The following is a 19,675-nucleotide window of genomic DNA, read 5'->3' as shown; positions in this document are numbered from 1 at the left end:
ATGCTGATCCGACTCTGGTGGCTGATCCGAAAAGAGTTGCAGGCCCTGATGGGCAATACCCAGGGACGCTTCCTGCTCATCATGCCGGTGCTGCTGCAAACGGCCCTCTTCCCCTTCGCCGCCACCCTGGAGGTGACCGGCAACACCCTGGCCATCTACGACCAGGATGGGGGGACGCAGAGCCGGGAGCTCATCGAGCGTCTCACCCACATGCCCGCCTTCACCACTGTAATGCCGGTGGCGGGCGAGGCTGGGATGACAGATGCCATCACCGGGCAGCAGGCCCTGATCGGCCTCATCATCCCGCAGGATTTCTCCCGCCGTCTGGCGCGCGGCGACACCGCCAAGGTGCAGCTGATCATCGACGGGCGCCGCTCCAACGGGGGGCAGGTGGCGGCGGGCTACATCAATCAGGTGATCGCCCGCTGGCAGAGCGAGGGCAAGGGGCTGCCGGAGCTCACGGTGCGCCACCTCTACAACCCCAACATAGAGTTCAGCTGGCACATACTGCCCTCCCTGGTGGCCATCATCACCACCATAGGCTGCCTCATCGTCACCGCCCTGTCGGTGGCGCGGGAGCGGGAAGAGGGCACCTTCGATCAACTGCTGGTCTCCCCCCTCACCGCGGGCTGGATCATGGCGGGCAAGGCGGTGCCCGGCATTCTGGTGGCGGTGGGCCAGGGCACCATAGTCGCGTTGGCGGCCCGCTTCCTCTATCAGGTGCCGTTTGGCGGCAGCACCACGCTGCTGATGGCGGGCATGGTCTGCTACGGCCTGGCGCTGGCGGGGATAGGGCTCTTCGTCTCGTCCCTCTGTTCGACCCAGCAGCAGGCGTTTCTCGGGGTCTTCTCCTTCATGGTGCCGGCGGTGATCCTCTCCGGCTATGTCTCCCCCATCGAGAACATGCCGCTGTTGTTCCAGTGGCTGGCGGCCGTGGATCCCCTCAGTCACTTCATCCTGCTGCTCAAGGGGGTCTTCCTCAAGGATCTCGGCTGGTCGGCGGCCTGGCCCCTGCTCTGGCCCCTGCTCGCCATCGCCGGTGTCTCCCTCTCCCTGGCGCTGGCCATGTTCCGCCGCCATATCGCCTGATGACCCGGCCCCTGCCAGGGGCCGGCCTCTTGCCCCCCATGCCGGCACTCGACCGGAGCCAGCAGCCACGCCGGGTACGGAAACCGTCAACTGGTATACCTATTTATGTATAAGCTTGAATTCCCTCGAATTACCCCTGAGGAGATATATAAATAGACACTTGATTTGCATCAATCGACCGCCCCCGCCGACTGGGTAGCCTAGCTTCAGAATGATGTTTTATTACTCCAAATCAGAGGCAATCATGAGCAAAGTCAGGCTGGCCGTCATCGGCAACGGCATGGTGGGGCACCGCTTCATCGAAGAGTTGATCGAGCGATCCGATCCGGACCGGTTCGAGATCACCGTCTTCGGTGCAGAACCGCGTCCCGCCTACGATCGTGTCCATCTCTCCTCCTACTTCTCCCACCACACCAGCGAAGATCTCTCCCTCGTCAAACCCGGTTTCTACGAGAAGCACGGCATCCGCCTGCTGCTCGGCGAAGCGGTGAAAAAAATCGACAGGGCGGCCCGCGAGGTGCACTCCAACAAGGGCACTGTGGTCGGCTATGACAAGCTGGTGCTGGCCACCGGTTCCTACCCCTGGGTGCCGCCCATTGCGGGCAGTCAGCACCACGAATGCTTCGTCTATCGCACCATCGAGGATCTGAAAGCCATCCGCAGCGCCGCCAAGAGCGGCAAGAGTGGCGTTGTCATTGGGGGTGGCCTGCTTGGCCTCGAAGCCGCCGGCGCCCTCAAGGCGCTGGGCCTCGAGACCCATGTGGTGGAGTTCGCCCCGGTATTGATGGCGGAGCAGCTCGACGGCCAGGGCGGCCAGCTGCTGCGCCGCAAGATAGAGTCCATGGGGGTGCAGGTTCACACCAGCAAGAGCACCAGCGAGATCCTGATGCATGGCGGCAAGGAGGCCAAACACCGCCTCGCCTTCGCCGATGGCACCGCCCTTGACGTGGACGTGGTGGTCTTCTCCACCGGCATACGCCCGCAGGACACCCTCGGCCGTTATAGCGAACTGGCCATAGCGGAGCGCGGCGGTGTGCTCATCGACGATCACTGCCTCACCTCAGACCCCGACATCTATGCCATCGGCGAGTGCGCCGCCTGGCAGGGTCGCTTCTTCGGGCTGGTGGCGCCCGGCTACAAGATGGCCCAGGTCACCGTCGACCACCTGCTCGGCGGCGACAGCCGCTTCGAGGGGGCGGACATGAGCGCCAAGCTCAAGCTGCTCGGCGTCTCCGTCGGCTCCATCGGCGATGCCCATGGCCGCACCCCGGGCAGCCACAGCTATGTGTTCCAGGACGACCAGGCCGGCGTCTACAAGAAGATAGTGGTGAGCGAAGACAACAGCCGCCTGCTCGGCGCCGTGCTGGTGGGTGACGTGGATGACTACGGCAACCTGCTGCAGATGATGCTCAACGCCCTGCCGCTGCCGAGCCACCCGGATACCCTGATCCTGCCCGCCTACGCCGGTGCCAAGCCGACCCTGGGGGTGGATGCCCTGCCTTCAACCGCCCAAATCTGCTCCTGCTTCGACGTCTCCAAGGGCGACATAGCCCAGGCGGTGGCCGAGGGTCACACCACGCTTGCCGCCATCAAGCAGCACACCAAGGCCGGTACCGGCTGCGGCGGCTGCGTGCCCCTCATCAGCCAGGTGCTCAACGCCGAACTGGTGAAGCAGGGCATAGAGGTCAACAACCACCTCTGCGCCCACTTCCCCCACTCCCGTCAGGAGCTGTTCCACCTGGTCAAGGTGGAAGGGATCAAGAGCTTCGACGAGCTGCTGGCCAGGCATGGTCAGGGCTATGGCTGCGAAGTGTGCAAACCGACCGTCGGCTCCATCCTCGCCTCCTGCTGGAACGAGCATGTGCTGAGCCCGCTCAATACCCAGCTGCAGGACACCAACGACATCTTCCTCGGCAACATGCAAAAAGACGGCAGCTACTCCGTCATCCCGCGCATGGCCGGTGGCGAAGTGACCCCGGAAGGGCTACTGGCGGTGGCCGAAGTGGCCCGCGACTACAAGCTCTACACCAAGATCACCGGCGCCCAGCGCATCGGCCTGTTCGGAGCCCAGAAGGATGATCTACCCGCCATCTGGCGCAAGCTGCTGGCGGCCGGTTTCGAGACAGGTCAGGCCTACGCCAAGGCGCTGCGCATGGCCAAGACCTGCGTCGGCAGCACCTGGTGCCGCTTCGGCGTGCAGGACAGCGTCGGCCTCGGGGTCTTCCTCGAGAACCGCTACAAGGGCATTCGCACCCCGCACAAGATGAAGTTCGGGGTCTCCGGCTGTACCCGTGAATGTGCGGAAGCGCAGGGTAAAGACGTCGGCATCATAGCCACAGACGCGGGCTGGAACCTCTATGTGGGCGGCAACGGCGGCATGAAACCGCGCCACGCGGACCTGCTGGCTTCGGATCTTGACCGCGAGACCCTGATCAAGCTGATCGACCGCTTTATGATGTTCTACGTCACCAGCGCCGACAAACTGCAGCGCACCTCGGTCTGGCTCGGCAATCTGGAAGGGGGGGTCGACTACCTGCGCGAGGTGATCGTCGACGACAAGCTGGGGCTGGCCGAGACCCTGGAGCGCGATATCCAGCGCCTTATCGACAGCTACGAGTGCGAATGGTCCCGCACCCTCAACGAAGAGCAAGCGTTGCAGCGCTTCAGCCACTTCATCAACAGCGACAAGCGCGACCCGGACGTCCAGTTCGTCGCCGAGCGCGACCAACACAGACCGGCGACCCCGGCCGAGCGCATCCCCGTCTACCAGATCGAGGTGGAGACCAAATGATGAAACTTGCCTGCCAATTCAACGACACCCTGCCGGGCTGCATGGACGTTTGCGCCCTGCTCAATAGCCAGTTCCTCCAACTCGACGTGGAGATTAAGCGATGAAACTTGCCTGCCAACTCAACGACATCCTGCCGGGCACCGGCGTCTGCGCTCTGATCGAGGGTCGTCAGATCGCCCTGTTCCGCCCTAGCGCGGCCGCCGAGGTGTTCGCCATCGACAACCGGGATCCCTTCTTCGCCGCCAACGTGCTGTCGCGGGGCATCATCTGTGAACACGACGGCGCGCTCTGGGTCGCCAGCCCCCTCAAGAAGCAGCGCTTTCGCCTGAGCGACGGCCACTGCTTCGAGAATCCGGCCATGTCGATTGCGGCCTATGCCGTTGAAGTGCGTGACCAGCAGGTCTGGGTCGCCGTCTAATCCCATACACATCAGGGCTGCCTGCGGGCGGCCCGCTTAAAGAGAGCCAGCATGTATACAGACACCATCAACAAGTGCGCCGCCAACGCGGCCCGCATCAACCGCTTCGAGCGCAGCGACAAGCTCGGCTTCTGGCTCAGCTCCGCCATGGCGGGGGCCTATGTGGGCCTCGGCATCATACTCATCTTCACCCTGGGCAACCTGGTGGATCCGGCCATCCGGCCGCTGGTGATGGGGGCCACCTTCGGCATAGCCCTGACTCTGGTGATCATCGCCGGCTCCGAGCTGTTCACCGGCCACACCATGTTCCTCACCTTCGGGGTGAAGACGGGCAGGATCTCCATGGCCGACCTGCTGCGCATCCTGCCCCAGACCTGGGCCGGCAACCTGCTCGGCTCCATAGCAGTGGCGCTGATCTACTCCTACGGCGGCAGCCTGCTGCCGGATGCGGGCAGCCTTGCCCACAAGGTGGCGCTGGCCAAGACTCAGGCTCCGGCCCTGACCCTGTTCATGAAGGGGATCCTCTGCAACTGGCTGGTCTGCCTCGCTATCTGGATGGCGCTGCGCACCGAGGGTGCCGCCAAGTTCATCGCCATCTGGTGGTGCCTGCTGGCCTTCATCGCCTCCGGCTACGAGCACTCGGTCGCCAACATGACACTGTTCGCCCTCTCCTGGTTCGGCGCCCACTCCGAGGCCTACACCCTGGGCGGCATAGGCCACAACCTGCTGTGGGTGACCCTGGGCAACACAGTCTCCGGCGCCCTCTTCATGGGCCTCGGCTACTGGTATGCCACCCCCAAGGCGGAGCGCCCGGTCGCGGCTATCGACGCCAGCGCCACCACCAGCCAGACCCAAACCGCCTGATCCGGAGGCCCCATGGACTACTTGCCCATCTTTTGCCGACTCGACAACAAACCCGTGCTGCTGGTTGGCGGCGGTGAGGTGGCGGCGCGCAAGGCGCGCCTGCTGCTGGATGCCGGTGCCCGGCTGACCCTGGTCTCCCCCGCCCTCGACCCCGAACTGGCAACCCTTGCCGCTGACGGTGAGATAGAGTGGCTGGCCGGCGAGTTCGAGCCGGCTCAGCTGACGGGCAAGTGGCTGGTGGTGGCCGCAACCGATCGGCGCGAGGTCAATGCGCTGGTCTACCAGAGCGCGAACCAAGCGGGGATATTTGCCAACGTGGTAGATGACCCGAAACGCTCCAGCTTCATCATGCCGTCCATCATCGACAGATCGCCGCTGATGGTGGCCATCTCCTCCGGCGGCAAGGCCCCGGTGCTGGCCCGTTTGCTGCGCGAGAAGCTGGAGGCCCTGCTGCCCCAGCACCTCGGCGCCGTGGCGACCTTTGCCGGCGGCCTGAGAGACAGGGTCAAGGCCCGCTTCCCTAGCATGGGGGAGCGACGCCAGTTCTGGGAGCGACTGCTCGGCGCCGACCGGCTCGGTCAGGCTCTGGCGCGCGGCGACAAGGCCGCCGCCAACCAGCTGGCCGACACGCTCTTTGCCGAGGATGCCGCTGCCAAGGGCGAGGTGATCCTGGTGGGCGCCGGCCCCGGCGATCCCGGCCTGCTCACCCTGCACGCCCTGCGCCAGATGCAGCAGGCGGATGTGGTGGTCTATGACAGGCTGGTCTCGGACGAGGTGATGGCGCTAGTGCGGCGGGATGCCAGACGCATCTTCGTCGGCAAACAGGCGGGCAACCACTGCGTGCCCCAGGAGGGGATCAACCAACTCTTGCTGGACGAGGCGAAGAAGGGGTTGCGGGTAGTGCGGCTCAAGGGGGGCGACCCCTTCATCTTCGGCCGGGGCGGCGAGGAGCTGGAGACGCTGGTCGGCAGCGGCGTGGGCTTTCAGGTGGTGCCGGGGATCACGGCGGCGAGTGGCTGCGCCGCCTACGCGGGCATCCCTCTCACCCACCGGGATCACGCCCAGAGCGTGCGCTTCGTCACAGCTCACGGCAAGGGGGGTGCCCAGGATCTCGACTGGCCCCTGCTGGCCCGGGATCGGCAGACCCTGGTGTTCTACATGGGGCTTTCCTCCTGCGCCGTGATCCGCGAACAGTTGCTGGCCCACGGCAAGGGGGGCGACACCCCGGTGGCACTGATCGAGCGCGGCACCCAACCGAGCCAGCGGGTCATTCGTGGCACCCTGGACCAGTTGCCGGAGCTGGCCATCGGCGTCGAGAGCCCGGCCCTCATCATGGTCGGCTCGGTCGTCACCCTGGCGGACAAGCTCGCCTGGTTCGGCCAGGGCAATGACGCAGCGCGGATCGCGGCATCGGCCTGAGACGCGGCCCAACGCCAGTATTGAAAGCGCCACCTTGGGGTGGCGTTTCTTTATCCTGCATTTACTGTCATAACCTCTTGTTTTGAATTTGGTATCCTATGGAGCAAGGCCATCCGGCCAACCGAATTCAGGAATCTTGCTGCATGTCTCTCCCCCCCAAGAACAGCGCCAAACAGCGTGAACACGACAGAGCCCGCATCCTCACCCTGCTGCTGGCCGACGATGCCCTCACCGACAGCCTGCTCGATCCCCAAGGGGTGCAGGACGCCGAGCTGCGGGATCAGACCAGCGAGCTGACGCGCCTGGTCAACAGCCTGCCGGCCGCCGACGTCGCCGATGCCCTGGAGTCCCTGCCGCCGGACGAGCGCCAGGTGCTGTGGCAGCAGGTAGATCCGGAGCGCCACGGCCAGATCCTGGTCGAGGCGTCTGAGACGGTGTGGGACAGCCTCATCAGCGGCATGAGCGACAAGGCGCTGCTACACGCCCTGCGCACCCTCGACATCGACGATCAGATCTATCTGGGCCAATACCTGCCCCGCAACCTGATGGGCCGGCTGCTCACCTCCATGGCCCCTGACCAGCGCGACCGGGTGCGGGAGGTGATCCGCTACGGCAAGCACACGGTCGGCGCCATGATGGACTTCGAGCTGATCACGGTGCGGGCCGACATAAGCCTGGCGACTGTGCAGCGCTATCTGCGCCAGCTCGGCAAGATCCCCGCCAACACCGACAAGCTGTTCGTCACCGACAGACGCAACCGGCTGCAGGGGGAGCTGCCCCTCACCACAGTGCTGCTGCACAAGCCGGAAACCAAGGTGGAAGATGTGATGGAGAAAAACCCCGTCACCTTCGATCCGGAAGACAACGACGAGGCGGCGGCTCGTACCTTCGAGCGGGACGATCTCGTCTCCGCTGCCGTGGTGGATGGCAAGGGCAAGCTGATGGGGCGGCTCACCGTCGCAGAGGTGGTGGACCTGGTCTATGAGGAGAGCGACACCGATCTGCGCCGCATGGGGGGGATCAGCGAGGAAGAAGACGTGTTCGCCCCTGTCGCCAAGGCGGTCAAGACCCGCTGGGCCTGGCTCGCCCTCAACCTCTGTACCGCCTTCGTGGCCTCCCGGGTCATAGGCCTGTTCGAGCACAGCATCTCGCAGCTGGTGGCGCTGGCGGCCCTGATGCCCATAGTCGCAGGGATTGGCGGCAACACAGGCAACCAGACCATCACCATGATAGTGCGGGCCCTGGCGCTGCAGCACATCCAGCCGGGCAACGTCTCCTTCCTGCTGTGGCGGGAGCTGGGGGTGGCGCTGATCAACGGCCTGGTGTGGGGTGGCACCATGGGGGTCGCTACCTACTTCCTCTATCAGGATGCGGCCCTGGGCGCCGTCATGACGCTCGCCATGGTGCTGAACCTGCTGGTGGCGGCCCTGATGGGGGTCATCATTCCCATGACCATGAGTCGGCTGGGGCGGGATCCGGCGGTGGGGGCCAGCGTGATGATCACCGCCATCACCGACACCGGCGGCTTCTTTATCTTCCTCGGGCTGGCGACCCTGTTCCTGCTCTAGTACCGGATCGGCGCCAATATGAAGGGGTCTGATGGCCTGCTTTTTCGGCCGGGAAGACGAGCACATGCCCCTGACCCGCAAGGCGGGTGATGAAAGTCCCCCGTGGCAGCTCGATGCTCTGAGTCTCTCGGCGACCCGGCGATTGGCTGCAGGGAATCCATGTGCAGTCTCTTATCCCCATGCTTGTTCAAGGAATATTCATTGAAATGCCAGTCCCACTCCTTATACTGGATCCACCTGTTTCCAGCGGTGGATTTGACTCAATGGAATACAACACTTCAGAACTGTGCGACATCTATCAGGACATGGTGGATGTACTCGAACCCATGCTCTGCTCCTTCGGCGGCCGTGCCTCTTTCGGCGGCGTCATCACCACGGTCAAATGCTTCGAATCGAACGGCCTCATCCGTGAAGTCGTCAAGGAGAACGGCGTCGGCCGCGTGCTGCTGATCGACGGCGGCGGCTCCATGCGCCGGGCCCTGATCGACAGCGAGATCGCCACCACGGCGGCGGAAAACGAGTGGGAAGGCATCGTCTGCTACGGCTGCGTGCGCGAGGTCGACATCCTGGAGGATCTGGATATCGGCATTCAGGCCTTGGCCGCCATCCCGGTCGGTGCCGACCACAAGGATGTGGGAGAGACGGATCTGCCGGTCAACTTCGGCGGTGTCACCTTCCTGCCGGATGATCACCTCTACGCCGATACCACAGGGGTGATCCTCTCCCCCGATGCGCTCGACATAGAATGAGCCGACACAGACTGAAGATGGGAGCCCTGGCTCCCATTTTTTATGGCCGTCATTTGGCTACAAGCTGCTGAAAAAAGACAAAAAAAGAGGGCCAGTAAACAACTGGCCCCTTAACTGGAAGCAATGTGAGCAATGTCGTGCCTTCACAAGAAGTCCATCACGTTGGAACGAATGAAGTCTTTCCCGGAAAACAAGTTAACAATAATCATTCTCATTTAACTGTGCAAGCCTTATTTATAAAAAGTGCAAAAAAATGACCACCGCGCGGGTGGTCATTCTTGTCAGGCTTGTCGTGTGGCCGTTTGCAGACCGGCCAGACCGGCCTCCCCCACCAGCTTGCGGCTGAGGTAGCGCAGCAGCACGCCGTAGAGCGGCACGAACAGTCCCAGGCTTATCAGCAGCTTGAACACATAGTCCACGGTCGCTATCTCGACCCAGTGCTCGGCCATGAAGGGATCCGTGCTGCGCCAGAAGGCGATGCTGAAGAAGGCGATGGTATCCACCAGGTTGCCGAACAGGGTCGAGGCGGCCGGCGCCACCCACCAGGCCCTGAGCAGCCGCAGGCGGTTGAACACCACCACATCCATGAACTGGCCCACCAGATAGGCCATAAAGCTGGCCAGGGCGATGCGCGCCACGAAGAGGTTGAACTCCGCCAGGTTTCCCATGCCCTGATAGCTGCCTTCGAAGAAGAGCACAGAGAGCACATAGGAAACGGCCAGGGCCGGCAGCATCACGGTCTGGATGATCTTGCGGGCCAGTCCGGCGCCGAAGATCCGCACCGTCAGATCGGTGGCCAGGAAGATGAACGGGAAGCTGAAGGCACCCCAGGTGGTGTGGAAGCCAAAGATGGTGATCGGCAGCTGCACCAGGTAGTTGCTGCTGGCGATGATCAGGATGTGGAACAACGAGAGACGCACCAGCGCCGTCTGGTGCTGAGCAGGGGTCAGATTCATATTGTGACCTTTTTGGTTAATGGGGTTAGGGAACCCATACCGCCACCATTGGCGATAATTGAGGGGCGAGATTATACGCCCCGACACGGATAGTTCAATCCTTATGCTGCTGGTTCAGCCTGCGGCAACCATCGTCGAAGGGCGACGCCACAGACCCCCAGGCCGGTCATTCAATGCTTGTGCGACGGACCCGGCAACCATCATCGGGACTCATGCCCCATGTTGCCGACCCAGCCAGAGCACCACCGCCCTGTCGTCCGGGTGTGTCGCCTCCAGCCAGCAGCCGCTGTGCTGCTCATACTCCAGCCGCAACCGGCTGCCTTCGAACTCCAGCAGCCAGCTGTGGCGATCCGCCCCCCACTCCCGCTCGATCGGGATAAGCTCCCACCCCTCGACCAGCTCCTCGGCCAGGGCAGGGAAGTTGTCCCAGCAGAGCCCGGGACAGGTCAGCAGCACGGCCGACTCGGCATCCACCTGCGTTACCCGCCAGTTCATCCTTCACTCCTCAACTGCTGCAAGAGAGCTCGCCACCGCAATACCACCGGGGAACCGGGGTCGCCAGATCCTCGTATTCCGGCTGCTCGTCATAGGGGCGCTGCAGGACAGCAAACAGCCGCTCGAACGGCGCCATGTTCCCCGTCTCGGCGGCGTCGATGACCTGCTGGGCCAGGGCATTGCGCAGCACGTACTTGGGATTGACGGCGTCCATCCGCGCCTTGCGTGCCGCATCCTGGCTCCCTTCCCGGGCCAGCCGGGCCCGATAGGCGTCGAGCCACTCCTGCCAGGGGGCGGGATCCGGCAGCAGCGCCAGCAGGGAGGCGGGCCACTCTCCCTGAGACGTCAGCTCACCCAGACGGCGCAGGAAGAGGTGATAGTCCACCCGATGTGCCGCCAGCAGCTGGAACAGCTGGCGGAACAGGGCCGGGTCTTCATCCTCCCAGGTTTCCAGGCCGAGTCGGGCCCGCATCAGTTCGGAGTAGTGCAACATCAGCTGATGCTCGTACTGGGCCAGGGCCGCCGCCAGGGCCTCGCCATCCACCTGATCCGCCAACGCCTGGGCCAGCTTCTGCAAGTTCCAGTAACCCACCGCCGGCTGCTGATCCAGGGCGTAGCGACCACCCGGATCCGAGTGGTTGCAGACAAAGTCGGGCACATAGGCGTCGATAAAGCCGTAGGGGCCGTAATCCAGGGTCAGCCCGAGCAGGGACATGTTGTCTGTGTTCATCACCCCGTGGCAGAAGCCCGCCGCCTGCCACTTGGCGATGAGGCGCGCGGTGCGCCGCACCACCTCGGCGAACAACTCGGCACCGCTCTCCAGTTCGGGGAAATGGTGGCGCAGTGCATAGTCGATGAGGGCGGGGATCTTCTCCCCCTGGCCACTCCAGGCGAAATACTCGAAGTGACCGAAGCGCAGGTGGCTAGGTGCTGTGCGCAGCACTGTCGCCCCGCTCTCGACCTGCTCCCGGTAGACCGGCTCGTCACTGCCCACCAGCACCAGGGCTCGGGTGGTCGGAATGCCGAGGGCATGGAGCGCCTCTGAGGCGAGATACTCGCGGATGCTGGAGCGCAGCACGGCGCGGCCGTCACCGAAGCGGGAGAAGGGCGTCTTGCCCGCCCCCTTCAGGTGCAGATCCCAGCGCTGGCCGTCCGGCGCCTGCTGCTCCCCCAGCAGCAGGGCACGACCATCGCCGAGCCGGGGGCTGTAGCCACCGAACTGATGGCCCGCATAGACCTGGGCCACCGGTTGCATGCCCGGCAACGGCTGCCCCAGCCCGCAGCAGGCGAGCCAATCAGCCTCACCGACCCCGTCCAGCCCCAGCTCCCGCAGCAGCCCCTGATTGAGGTGCAGCAGCCTGGGCTCACGCAGGGGCTGAGGGGCCACGGGCTCGCAGGCCCAGGGCAGTTCGGTGGCGAAAGTGTTGATCAACTTCATGGTGGCGTGATTCGTCCCTGCGTATGCTCGTGTCACTCTTTATACCGCCGTCTGCCCGCACAGGCTAACAGGCGATCGCGCTATTTCATTTCACGGAGAAAACAATGCAAAAATGGATATATGCCCTGCCCCTGCTGGCGCTGGCCTGGGGACATCAGGTCAAGGCCGCCGACATCGAAGCGGGCAAGGCCAAGGCGGCGGTCTGCGCCGCCTGTCATGGGGTGGATGGCAAGGCGACCGTCCCCGTCTATCCCCATCTGGCCGGCCAGAACGCTGCCTATCTGCTGAAACAGATGAAAGCCTTCAAGGAGGGCAGCCGCACAGAGCCGCTGATGGCCCCCTTCATGGCGATGCTGAACGAGGCGGACATGGAGAACCTGGCGGCCTATTACGCCAGCTTGAAGTAGCCTGGCGACGCCCTATCCCGGATGCGGTCGATTACGCTGCGCTAATCGACCCTACCGGCGGCAATACTCGATGATAAGGTCCATAAAGGCTTCACCGAAGCGCTCCAGCTTGCGGTTGCCGACACCGATGACCGTCAGCATCTCGTCCTCGGTCATCGGCATCAGCTGGGCCATCTCCACCAGGGTAGCGTCGTTGAACACCACATAGGGCGGCACCTCTTCATCCTCGGCGATCTGCTTGCGCAGGGCCCGCAGCTCCTTGAACAGCCGCTTGTCGTAGTTGGCATTGTCGAGCAGGCCGCTGCGCTTCTCCTTGCGGCTGGAGATGGGCTGCAGCCGCGGCACCGCCAGGGCCAGCGTCGTCTCGCCGCGCAGCACGGGGCGGGCCGCCTCGGTCAGCTGCAACACCAGATTGCGGGTGATGTTCTGGGTCAGCAACCCCTTGTGGATCAGCTGGCGGATCACGCTCATCCAGTACTCGTGGCTCTGATCCTTGCCGATGCCGTAGGTCGACAGCTTGTCGTGGCCGTGATCCTTGATGCGCTGGTTGAGCGAGCCCCTGAGCACCTCCACCACATAACCCACCCCGAAGTTCTGCCCCACCCGCCAGACGCAGGAGAGCGCCTTCTGGGCATCTTCGGTGCCGTCATAGCTCTTGGGGGGATCCAGGCAGATATCGCAGTTGCCGCACGGCTTGTCGTTGTACTCGCCGAAGTAGTTGAGCAGCACCTGACGGCGGCAGGTCTGCGCCTCGGCGAAGGCCGCCATCACGTTGAGCTTGTACTGCTCCACCTGCAGCTGCTGGGGGTTCTCTATGTTGTCGAGCAGGCGCCGCACCCGGCCTATGTCGGCGGGATCGTAGAGCAGCAGCGCCTCGGCGGGGGTGCCATCGCGGCCGGCCCGGCCGGTCTCCTGATAGTAGGATTCGATGTTCTTCGGAATGTCGTAGTGCACCACGAAGCGCACGTTGGGCTTGTCGATGCCCATGCCGAACGCTACCGTCGCCACCACTATCTCGACGTCGTCCTTGAGGAAGGCATCCTGGGTGCGCAGCCGCTGATCCAGCGGCAGGCCCGCATGATAGGGCGCCGCCTTGCAGCCGTGGCGGGAGAGCCGCTCTGCGACCTCTTCCACCCGGTTACGGCTGGAGCAGTAGACGATGCCACAGTTGCCCTTCTGGCTCTGCACGTAGCGCAGCAACTGCTCAGCCCCCTTGAACTTCTCCACCAGGCTGTAGCGGATGTTGGGTCTGTCGAAGCTGGCGGTGTGAATGAAGGGGTCGTTCAGCTCGAGGCGATGCAGCATGTCGCTGCGGGTCGCCTCGTCGGCGGTGGCGGTGAGCGCCACCACGGGCACCTGGGGGAACCACTGCTTGAGCCGCCCCAGCGCCGCGTATTCGGGGCGAAAATCGTGGCCCCACTGGGAGACGCAGTGGGCCTCGTCGATGGCGAACAGCCCGAGGGGCAGTTCTGCCAGCCGATCCAGAAACTCGTGCTGCAGCAGCCGCTCGGGGGAGACATAGACCAGCTTGATCTCGCCGCGACGCATGGCGGCAAAGTTCTGGATCATCTCTTCCCGGCTCAGGGCCGAGTTGATGTAGACAGCCGCCACGCCGTTGGCGCGCAGGCTGTCCACCTGATCCTTCATCAGCGAAATGAGGGGGGAGACCACCACCCCGAGCCCGGGCCGCAGCAGCGCCGGGATCTGGTAACAGAGCGACTTGCCGCCACCTGTGGGCTTGAGCACCAGGGCATCGCGCCCCCCCACTATCTGTTCGATGATCTCGAGCTGGCCAGGCCGAAATTGCTGGTAGCCGAAGACCGCCTGCAGCAGGGCAAGGGGGGTATCGGGCAAGGTGTCGGCAATGGCGGTCATGGGCTCTCCTTTGGGGTCGCCATTCTAAAGCAGCCGCCGCCCACAATAAACCTGCCATTGCGACTGTTAAGGAAGTGTTGCAGACTGGCTGGAGTTTTTACTCGGCTTTGATGACAGGGATCGGTATCAGAGAATGAAACAGATGTTGAAGAAGATGGCGCTCAGTGGCATTGCCAATCTGTTCGCCGAGAAGATGCCGTTCAACAAGCTCATCGGCATGCAGGTGACCCACTATGACTTCGAGAAGGTGGAGCTGCGCATCAAGATGGATGACAAGCTGATCGGCAACCCCTTTCACAACATACTGCACGGCGGTGTCACCGCCAGCCTGCTGGACGTGGCGGGCGGCATGATAGTCGCCGCCTCCTGCATCGACGAGCTGGAGGACTTCTCCCCCAGCTACCTCAAGGAGCGTTTCTCCCGCCTCGGCACCATTGACCTGAGGGTCGACTATCTGCGGCCCGGTCGCGGCAACGAATTCATCGCCACCGCCCACATCATACGGGCGGGCAGCAAGGTCGCCGTCGCCCGTATGGAACTGCACAACGAAGAAGGGACTCATATCGCCTTTGGCACCGGCACCTACCTGGTCGGCTAATGGTCTTTATTGCATAAAAAGTGCGCTTCTAAGCTGATTTTAATCATTAGAATTGTTACCCCCGCCACCGGCCAGGGTCCATACTGGAAGTCGGGATTGTGTGCAGAGGGAGGATTGCAGACGATGAGCGCGATGCTGGCTACCCAACCATCCAGAGCCTTGTTGACACAGCTCGAGTCCATGCGCGAAGAGGTGCAGACGCCCGAGTGCCGTCACTGGTTGGAACAGGAGCTGAAGGGGTATTCTCTCTGTTCACCCCTGCCTTGGTATCGCATCATTGCCTGTCGGCAACGCGGTCACTTCCTGAATCTGAAGACGGGGAAATATTTGACTTGCCACATCGGCAGCCAAACGCTCAGCCAACGCGACCTGGCCCAAGTTCAGTTCATCTATGCCCGTGAACCCGCCGTCCACTATTTACTGCATCATGATTCCCATATCGAGCCCTGGCCAGAACAGCTGCTGGAAGCGTATCGAGAGCAGTTGATCCCCGGCCATCTCTGCCTGCAGGCCTGGCACGAGCCCGTGTCTTCTCTGCGGTCACAACTGATGGAGGGAATAGCACATTTCATTAGTGAGTACCCCAAGCATGCGGCTCTGCAAACTCAGCACGGCTTCAAGGCATTGCGGCATCAACACTGGCATATCTGATCATGCGCCCAGGGCGCAAGGAGGGCACCATCGACAAGACCCACAACGAGATTGCCACAATCTAGAGTGCCGGAGTCAGGATCAGACTCCACCTGTGGGGCCACCGAGCGGTGGCCCTTTTAATGGGCGGCATTCAGCACCAGGCAATCGACCCCGTATACCGCTCCTGCCCCGTCTACCGAGAACGGCAAAGGCAAAATCCAAATGCGAAAAGGCCGCTCGATGAGCGGCCTTTTCTAATGTGGTCGGTGTGAGAGGATTCGAACCTCCGACCCCTTCGTCCCGAACGAAGTGCGCTACCAAGCTGCGCTACACACCGATGTCTGCGGGGCGAGAATTTACCGAAAGCCCCGACATGACACAAGCCTTTTTTTGCTTTCGCCACAAAAAAAGGGCTTTACGCTCAATAATCCAGCGTTTCATGGCGATAAGGGGCGCCGGGCTCGTCCCGGTACTCAGTTACGCTTTTGGCGGCAGCTGAAACTCGGCCGGTCCCAGCAGACGTCGACTCCAATCGGCAACGACCCCGTGCTCCAGCCAGTGGGCCGCATGCTGGCGCCAGTTGGGAGAGAGCGCCGGGTTCTCCAGCAGCAGTTGCAGGTCCCCTTCGTGGCGGGTCTGGTTGAACAGGATGTCGGCGGTGCGCTTCACCGTCAGCTCGGGATAGGGCCTGTCCATCAGCAGCAGCTCATCCACCGGGGCCACGCGCCCCTCCTCCAGCACCCGCAGCAACCAGCCGCAGCGGCCGTTGAGCTGCATCACCTGGGAGAGGTGCGGGTAGCCAAAGCGCTGATTGAGCTTGAAGCAGGGAGATCTCGGCTGGCTGATCTGGATGAGCGCCTCGCCGAGGCGATAGACATCGCCGATACAGGCTTGCGTTTCGGTCAAGCCGAGGCCGGAGAGGTTTTCACCAAAGGCCGCCGGCTGCCAGGGAGCTCGGGGGGCAGGCAGGCCCAGCGCGGTTTGCCAGGTCTTCCACCAGGGGTAGTGATCCGCAGGATAATAGTGCAGGGCGCGATCCGGGCCGCCGTGATGACGCTGGTCGCTCTGCTCATCTCCCTCCAGGCCCGAGAAGCTGCACCACAGGGGATGGCCTGCCACATGCTTTTCGATGGCACTGACGAGTCCGGGGGCGAGTTCGGCATTCATCTCGGCGCTCTGGCCGATAAAGAGGGAGATCCGCATTCCATGCTCCTGACGGATGAGAGAATGCGGATCTTAGGGGCTGTTGAGCCGTCGGCGCAAGCCGTGTTACTGCCTCAACAGCCCCGGGGTCAGGCGACGGCCTGCATCTGGGTGGTCATGGCAATCTCGGCGCGGCGGCGTTTCTCCGCCCTCGCCATCAGGTACCAGCTGCCGAAGGTGAACAGCGACACCGACAACAGGATCAGGCTGGCCACCGCGTTGATCTCGGGTTTCACCCCGAGCCGCACCGCCGAGAACACCTCCATCGGCAGGGTAGTGGAACCCGGACCTGAGACGAAGCTCGCCAGCACCAGATCATCCAGCGACAGGGCGAACGACATCATGCCGCCCGCCGCCAGCGACGGAGCTATCATGGGGATGGTGATGAGGAAGAACACCTTCCACGGCTTGGCGCCGAGATCCATGGCCGCCTCCTCGATGGAGAGATCCAGCTCCCGCAGCCGCGCCGACACCACTATCGCCACGTAGGCGGTACAGAAGGTGGTGTGGGCAATCCAGATGGTCAGCATGCCCCGCTCGGCGGGCCAGCCCACCAGCTGGGCCATGGCCACGAACAGCAGCAGCAGCGACAGACCTGTGATCACCTCTGGCATCACCAGGGGCGCCGTCACCATGCCACCGAACAGGGTGCGACCACGGAAGTGCGGGATCCGGGTCAGCACGAAGGCGGCCACAGTCCCCAGCGCCACCGCGGCTATGGCGGTGTAGAAGGCGATCTCCAGGGAGCGGAACACGGACCCAATCAACTGTTTGTTGTCGAGCAGGCCGAAGTACCACTTGAGTGACCAGCCCCCCCATACCGTCACCAGCTTGGAGGCGTTGAAGGAGTAGATGACCATGATGACCATGGGCAGGTAGATAAACAGCAGCCCCAGCCACAGCATCAGCTTGGAAAAACCGAGACGTCTCATGCCTGACCCTCCAATACGCTTGTCTGGTTGCAGTTGAACAGGATGGATGCAGGGACTATCAGCAACGCCTTCTTCATACCTTGCCCTCCAGCTCTTTCGCCTGATTGCGGTTGAACGGAATGGATGCAGGGACTATCTGCAACGCCTTTTTCATACCTTGCCCTCCAATTCCTTCGCCTGGTTGCGGTTGAACAGGATGATGGGGACTATCAGCACCGCCAGCATCACCACCGCCAGGGCGGACGCCACCGGCCAGTCGCGGTTGTTGAAGAACTCCTGCCACAGCACCTTGCCGATCATCAGAGTCTCGGGGCCGCCCAGCATCTCAGGGATGACGAACTCGCCCACCACGGGGATGAAGACCAGCATGCAACCGGCGATGATGCCGTTCTTGGAGAGTGGCACAGTGATCTGCCAGAACCGGGTCAGGTTGCGGGCACCGAGATCGGAGGCCGCCTCCAGCAGGCTCTGATCGTGTTTGACCAGGTTGGCGTAGAGCGGCAGCACCATGAACGGCAGGTAGGAGTAAACGATGCCGATGTAGACCGCCAGGTTGGTGTTGAGGATCTGCAAGGGCTCGTCTATCACCCCTATCCCCAGCAAGAAGCTGTTGAGCAGACCATTGTTGCTGAGGATGCCCATCCAGGCGTAGACCCGGATCAGGATGGCGGTCCAGGTCGGCATCATGATGAGCAGCAGCAGGACGGTCTGGGTCTCCTTGTTGGCCCGCGCTATGGAGTAGGCCATGGGATAGCCGATCAGCAGGCACAGCAGGGTGCTGATGAAGGCCATCTTGAGGGAGCCCAGATAGGCCGCTATGTAGAGCTCATCCTCCTGCAGCAGCAGGTAGTTGCCCATGTGGAGCAAGATGGTGAGCTGATTGTCTGCCCAGGTCACCACGTCGGTGTAGGGCGGGATAGCCACATCCGCTTCGGCGAAGCTGATCTTCACCACTATGATGAAGGGCAGCAGGAAGAAGAGGAACAGCCAGAAGAAGGGGATGCCGATCACCAGCTGGCGTCCCCCCAACTGCTTGAGTCGTCTCAATGCCTTCATGATTGCAGCACCACGCCGCTGTCATCTTCCCAATAGAGGAACACCTGGTCATCCCAGGTTGGCCGCTTGCCGTGGCGTTCGGCATTGGCGATGAAAGCCTGAACGATTTTGCCCGAGGGCAGCTGGATGTGATAAACCGAATGGCCGCCCAGATAGGCGATGTCATAGACCTCACCCTTGGTCCAGTTGAAGTCCGGATGCTCGATCTCCTCCGGCTTGTGCAGACTCATCAGCAATTTTTCCGGCCGCAGGGCGTAGGTCACCTTCTTGTTCTCGGCACGGGAGCTGATGCCGTGGCCCACGTAGATGGGCTGCTCCAAATCCGCGCAGGCGATGGTGGCGTGGTCCTGCTCATCTTCCACCAGCAGGCCGTCAAACAGGTTGACGTTGCCGATGAACTCGCACACCAGCCGGCTGGCCGGGGTCTCGTAGATGTCCATCGGGCTGCCGATCTGCTCGATGCAACCCAGGTGCATGATGGCGATCCGTTCGGCCATGGTCATGGCCTCTTCCTGATCGTGGGTCACCATGACGCAGGTTACGCCGACTCGCTCGATGATCTCCACCAGCTCCAGCTGCATCTTGGAGCGCAGCTTCTTGTCCAGCGCCCCCATGGGCTCATCCAGCAACAGCAGCTTGGGGCGCTTGGCCAGAGAGCGGGCCAGGGCGACCCGCTGGCGCTGACCGCCGGAGAGCTGGTGCGGCTTGCGACGAGCATACTGGGTCATCTGCACCAGCTTGAGCATCTCCTCCACCCGGGCGTCGACCTCTGCCTTGGGCAGGCCATCCTGCTTGAGACCGAAGGCGATGTTCTGCGCCACCGTCATATGAGGAAACAGGGCGTAGGACTGGAACATCATGTTGATGGGACGTTCATAGGGCGGCATGTCGGTAATGTCGACCCCATCCAGGAACAGCCGCCCCTCGGTGGGACGCTCGAACCCGGCCAGCATCCGCAGCAAGGTGGACTTGCCGGAACCTGAACCACCCAGCAGGGCGAAGATCTCGCCCTTGTGGATGTTGAGAGACACGTTATCGACCGCCAGCGTTTCGTCGAACTGCTTGCTTACCCTGTCTATTTTGACCAGCACTTCTTTACGCTGCTGGCTGCCCTCGAGGGCTTTCTTGTAGGCACTGGAGGCTATCGCCATTACCAAACTCCCAAAGGTGATACCGGCCGGGGC

Annotated in this window: 18 protein-coding genes and 1 tRNA gene; 10 read left to right on the top strand and 9 right to left on the bottom strand. The window is 62.8% G+C overall.

What is annotated here, in order from left to right:
- From AB5Y91_RS05785 to rraA, 7 genes are all read left to right on the top strand, one after another.
- The gene (locus tag AB5Y91_RS05785) at nt 1–1,089 is read left to right on the top strand and encodes an ABC transporter permease (protein ID WP_368169275.1); all 1,089 of its coding nucleotides are present in this window, start codon (nt 1–3) and stop codon (nt 1,087–1,089) included.
- Nucleotides 1,090–1,333: 244 nt separating this feature from the next.
- A complete protein-coding gene (nirB, locus tag AB5Y91_RS05780) occupies nt 1,334–3,880 on the top strand; it encodes a nitrite reductase large subunit NirB (protein ID WP_368169274.1) in 2,547 nt (848 codons plus the stop codon).
- Nucleotides 3,881–3,980: 100 nt separating this feature from the next.
- Nucleotides 3,981–4,298: a nitrite reductase small subunit NirD gene (gene nirD, locus AB5Y91_RS05775; RefSeq protein ID WP_368169273.1), complete on the top strand. Its 318-nt coding sequence runs from the start codon at nt 3,981–3,983 to the stop codon at nt 4,296–4,298.
- Nucleotides 4,299–4,349: 51 nt separating this feature from the next.
- Nucleotides 4,350–5,162 (top strand): nitrite transporter NirC, encoded by an 813-nt coding sequence (gene nirC / locus AB5Y91_RS05770; RefSeq protein ID WP_368169272.1) that lies wholly within the window; start codon nt 4,350–4,352, stop codon nt 5,160–5,162.
- Between the two features lie 12 nt (nt 5,163–5,174).
- The gene (cysG, locus tag AB5Y91_RS05765; protein ID WP_368169271.1) at nt 5,175–6,581 is read left to right on the top strand and encodes a siroheme synthase CysG; all 1,407 of its coding nucleotides are present in this window, start codon (nt 5,175–5,177) and stop codon (nt 6,579–6,581) included.
- Between the two features lie 143 nt (nt 6,582–6,724).
- Nucleotides 6,725–8,149: a magnesium transporter gene (mgtE, locus tag AB5Y91_RS05760; RefSeq protein WP_042649187.1), complete on the top strand. Its 1,425-nt coding sequence runs from the start codon at nt 6,725–6,727 to the stop codon at nt 8,147–8,149.
- Nucleotides 8,150–8,412: 263 nt separating this feature from the next.
- Nucleotides 8,413–8,898: a ribonuclease E activity regulator RraA gene (gene rraA / locus AB5Y91_RS05755; RefSeq protein ID WP_005328442.1), complete on the top strand. Its 486-nt coding sequence runs from the start codon at nt 8,413–8,415 to the stop codon at nt 8,896–8,898.
- A 281-nt stretch (nt 8,899–9,179) separates the two neighbouring features.
- Here rraA and AB5Y91_RS05750 read toward each other — a convergent pair whose 3' ends face one another.
- The 3 genes from AB5Y91_RS05750 to AB5Y91_RS05740 all read right to left on the bottom strand — a co-directional run bounded on the left by AB5Y91_RS05750 (nt 9,180) and on the right by AB5Y91_RS05740 (nt 11,787).
- Complete coding sequence (locus AB5Y91_RS05750) at nt 9,180–9,854, bottom strand: 7-cyano-7-deazaguanine/7-aminomethyl-7-deazaguanine transporter (RefSeq protein ID WP_043554198.1); 675 nt, start codon at nt 9,852–9,854, stop codon at nt 9,180–9,182.
- Between the two features lie 210 nt (nt 9,855–10,064).
- Complete coding sequence (locus AB5Y91_RS05745; protein ID WP_368169270.1) at nt 10,065–10,349, bottom strand: DUF3630 family protein; 285 nt, start codon at nt 10,347–10,349, stop codon at nt 10,065–10,067.
- A 10-nt stretch (nt 10,350–10,359) separates the two neighbouring features.
- On the bottom strand, nt 10,360–11,787 hold the full coding sequence (locus AB5Y91_RS05740; protein ID WP_368169269.1) for a YdiU family protein: 1,428 nt from the start codon (nt 11,785–11,787) through the stop codon (nt 10,360–10,362).
- 104 nt (nt 11,788–11,891) lie between these two features.
- Between AB5Y91_RS05740 and AB5Y91_RS05735 the strand changes: the two genes are divergently transcribed.
- Nucleotides 11,892–12,194 (top strand): cytochrome c, encoded by a 303-nt coding sequence (locus tag AB5Y91_RS05735; RefSeq protein WP_368169268.1) that lies wholly within the window; start codon nt 11,892–11,894, stop codon nt 12,192–12,194.
- 51 nt (nt 12,195–12,245) lie between these two features.
- Here the strand turns inward: AB5Y91_RS05735 and recQ are convergent, their stop codons facing one another.
- On the bottom strand, nt 12,246–14,069 hold the full coding sequence (gene recQ, locus AB5Y91_RS05730; protein ID WP_368169267.1) for an ATP-dependent DNA helicase RecQ: 1,824 nt from the start codon (nt 14,067–14,069) through the stop codon (nt 12,246–12,248).
- A 133-nt stretch (nt 14,070–14,202) separates the two neighbouring features.
- Here recQ and AB5Y91_RS05725 point away from each other — a divergent pair, with 133 nt between their 5' ends.
- Together AB5Y91_RS05725 and AB5Y91_RS05720 are read left to right on the top strand one after the other, a co-directional pair.
- Nucleotides 14,203–14,667: a thioesterase family protein gene (locus AB5Y91_RS05725; protein ID WP_162519265.1), complete on the top strand. Its 465-nt coding sequence runs from the start codon at nt 14,203–14,205 to the stop codon at nt 14,665–14,667.
- 123 nt (nt 14,668–14,790) lie between these two features.
- Complete coding sequence (locus AB5Y91_RS05720; protein WP_111910854.1) at nt 14,791–15,318, top strand: hypothetical protein; 528 nt, start codon at nt 14,791–14,793, stop codon at nt 15,316–15,318.
- A gap of 242 nt (nt 15,319–15,560) precedes the next feature.
- Here the strand turns inward: AB5Y91_RS05720 and AB5Y91_RS05715 are convergent.
- The 5 genes from AB5Y91_RS05715 to potA all read right to left on the bottom strand — a co-directional run bounded on the left by AB5Y91_RS05715 (nt 15,561) and on the right by potA (nt 19,642).
- Nucleotides 15,561–15,637: transfer RNA gene (locus AB5Y91_RS05715), tRNA-Pro, on the bottom strand.
- Nucleotides 15,638–15,777: 140 nt separating this feature from the next.
- Nucleotides 15,778–16,503 carry an MOSC domain-containing protein gene (locus tag AB5Y91_RS05710; RefSeq protein WP_368169266.1) on the bottom strand — a complete coding sequence of 242 codons (726 nt, stop codon included), beginning with the start codon at nt 16,501–16,503 and terminating at the stop codon, nt 15,778–15,780.
- A gap of 89 nt (nt 16,504–16,592) precedes the next feature.
- A complete protein-coding gene (locus tag AB5Y91_RS05705; protein WP_163148364.1) occupies nt 16,593–17,435 on the bottom strand; it encodes an ABC transporter permease subunit in 843 nt (280 codons plus the stop codon).
- A gap of 150 nt (nt 17,436–17,585) precedes the next feature.
- The gene (locus AB5Y91_RS05700) at nt 17,586–18,491 is read right to left on the bottom strand and encodes an ABC transporter permease subunit (RefSeq protein ID WP_111910851.1); all 906 of its coding nucleotides are present in this window, start codon (nt 18,489–18,491) and stop codon (nt 17,586–17,588) included.
- Nucleotides 18,488–19,642: a polyamine ABC transporter ATP-binding protein gene (potA, locus tag AB5Y91_RS05695; RefSeq protein WP_005328474.1), complete on the bottom strand. Its 1,155-nt coding sequence runs from the start codon at nt 19,640–19,642 to the stop codon at nt 18,488–18,490. Before potA ends, AB5Y91_RS05700 begins: the two co-directional genes overlap by 4 nt.
- Nucleotides 19,643–19,675 lie beyond the last annotated feature (33 nt).

Source organism: Aeromonas sp. R4-3, assembly GCF_040908275.1.
Lineage (GTDB): Bacteria > Pseudomonadota > Gammaproteobacteria > Enterobacterales > Aeromonadaceae > Aeromonas > Aeromonas rivipollensis.
Note: the sequence above shows the minus strand (reverse complement) of the source record. Positions and strands in the feature narration are given on the sequence as shown.

Coding starts and splice junctions, on each gene's coding strand:
- cysG (WP_368169271.1), top strand. CDS start 5,175: ATGGACTACTTGCCCATCTTTTGCCGACTCGACAACAAACCCGTGCTG.
- potA (WP_005328474.1), bottom strand. CDS start 19,642: ATGGCGATAGCCTCCAGTGCCTACAAGAAAGCCCTCGAGGGCAGCCAG.
- nirD (WP_368169273.1), top strand. CDS start 3,981: ATGAAACTTGCCTGCCAACTCAACGACATCCTGCCGGGCACCGGCGTC.
- nirC (WP_368169272.1), top strand. CDS start 4,350: ATGTATACAGACACCATCAACAAGTGCGCCGCCAACGCGGCCCGCATC.
- mgtE (WP_042649187.1), top strand. CDS start 6,725: ATGTCTCTCCCCCCCAAGAACAGCGCCAAACAGCGTGAACACGACAGA.
- AB5Y91_RS05745 (WP_368169270.1), bottom strand. CDS start 10,349: ATGAACTGGCGGGTAACGCAGGTGGATGCCGAGTCGGCCGTGCTGCTG.
- AB5Y91_RS05705 (WP_163148364.1), bottom strand. CDS start 17,435: ATGAGACGTCTCGGTTTTTCCAAGCTGATGCTGTGGCTGGGGCTGCTG.
- nirB (WP_368169274.1), top strand. CDS start 1,334: ATGAGCAAAGTCAGGCTGGCCGTCATCGGCAACGGCATGGTGGGGCAC.
- recQ (WP_368169267.1), bottom strand. CDS start 14,069: ATGACCGCCATTGCCGACACCTTGCCCGATACCCCCCTTGCCCTGCTG.
- AB5Y91_RS05720 (WP_111910854.1), top strand. CDS start 14,791: ATGAGCGCGATGCTGGCTACCCAACCATCCAGAGCCTTGTTGACACAG.
- AB5Y91_RS05785 (WP_368169275.1), top strand. CDS start 1: ATGCTGATCCGACTCTGGTGGCTGATCCGAAAAGAGTTGCAGGCCCTG.
- AB5Y91_RS05710 (WP_368169266.1), bottom strand. CDS start 16,503: ATGCGGATCTCCCTCTTTATCGGCCAGAGCGCCGAGATGAATGCCGAA.
- AB5Y91_RS05725 (WP_162519265.1), top strand. CDS start 14,203: ATGAAACAGATGTTGAAGAAGATGGCGCTCAGTGGCATTGCCAATCTG.
- AB5Y91_RS05740 (WP_368169269.1), bottom strand. CDS start 11,787: ATGAAGTTGATCAACACTTTCGCCACCGAACTGCCCTGGGCCTGCGAG.
- rraA (WP_005328442.1), top strand. CDS start 8,413: ATGGAATACAACACTTCAGAACTGTGCGACATCTATCAGGACATGGTG.
- AB5Y91_RS05750 (WP_043554198.1), bottom strand. CDS start 9,854: ATGAATCTGACCCCTGCTCAGCACCAGACGGCGCTGGTGCGTCTCTCG.
- AB5Y91_RS05735 (WP_368169268.1), top strand. CDS start 11,892: ATGCAAAAATGGATATATGCCCTGCCCCTGCTGGCGCTGGCCTGGGGA.
- AB5Y91_RS05700 (WP_111910851.1), bottom strand. CDS start 18,491: ATGAAGGCATTGAGACGACTCAAGCAGTTGGGGGGACGCCAGCTGGTG.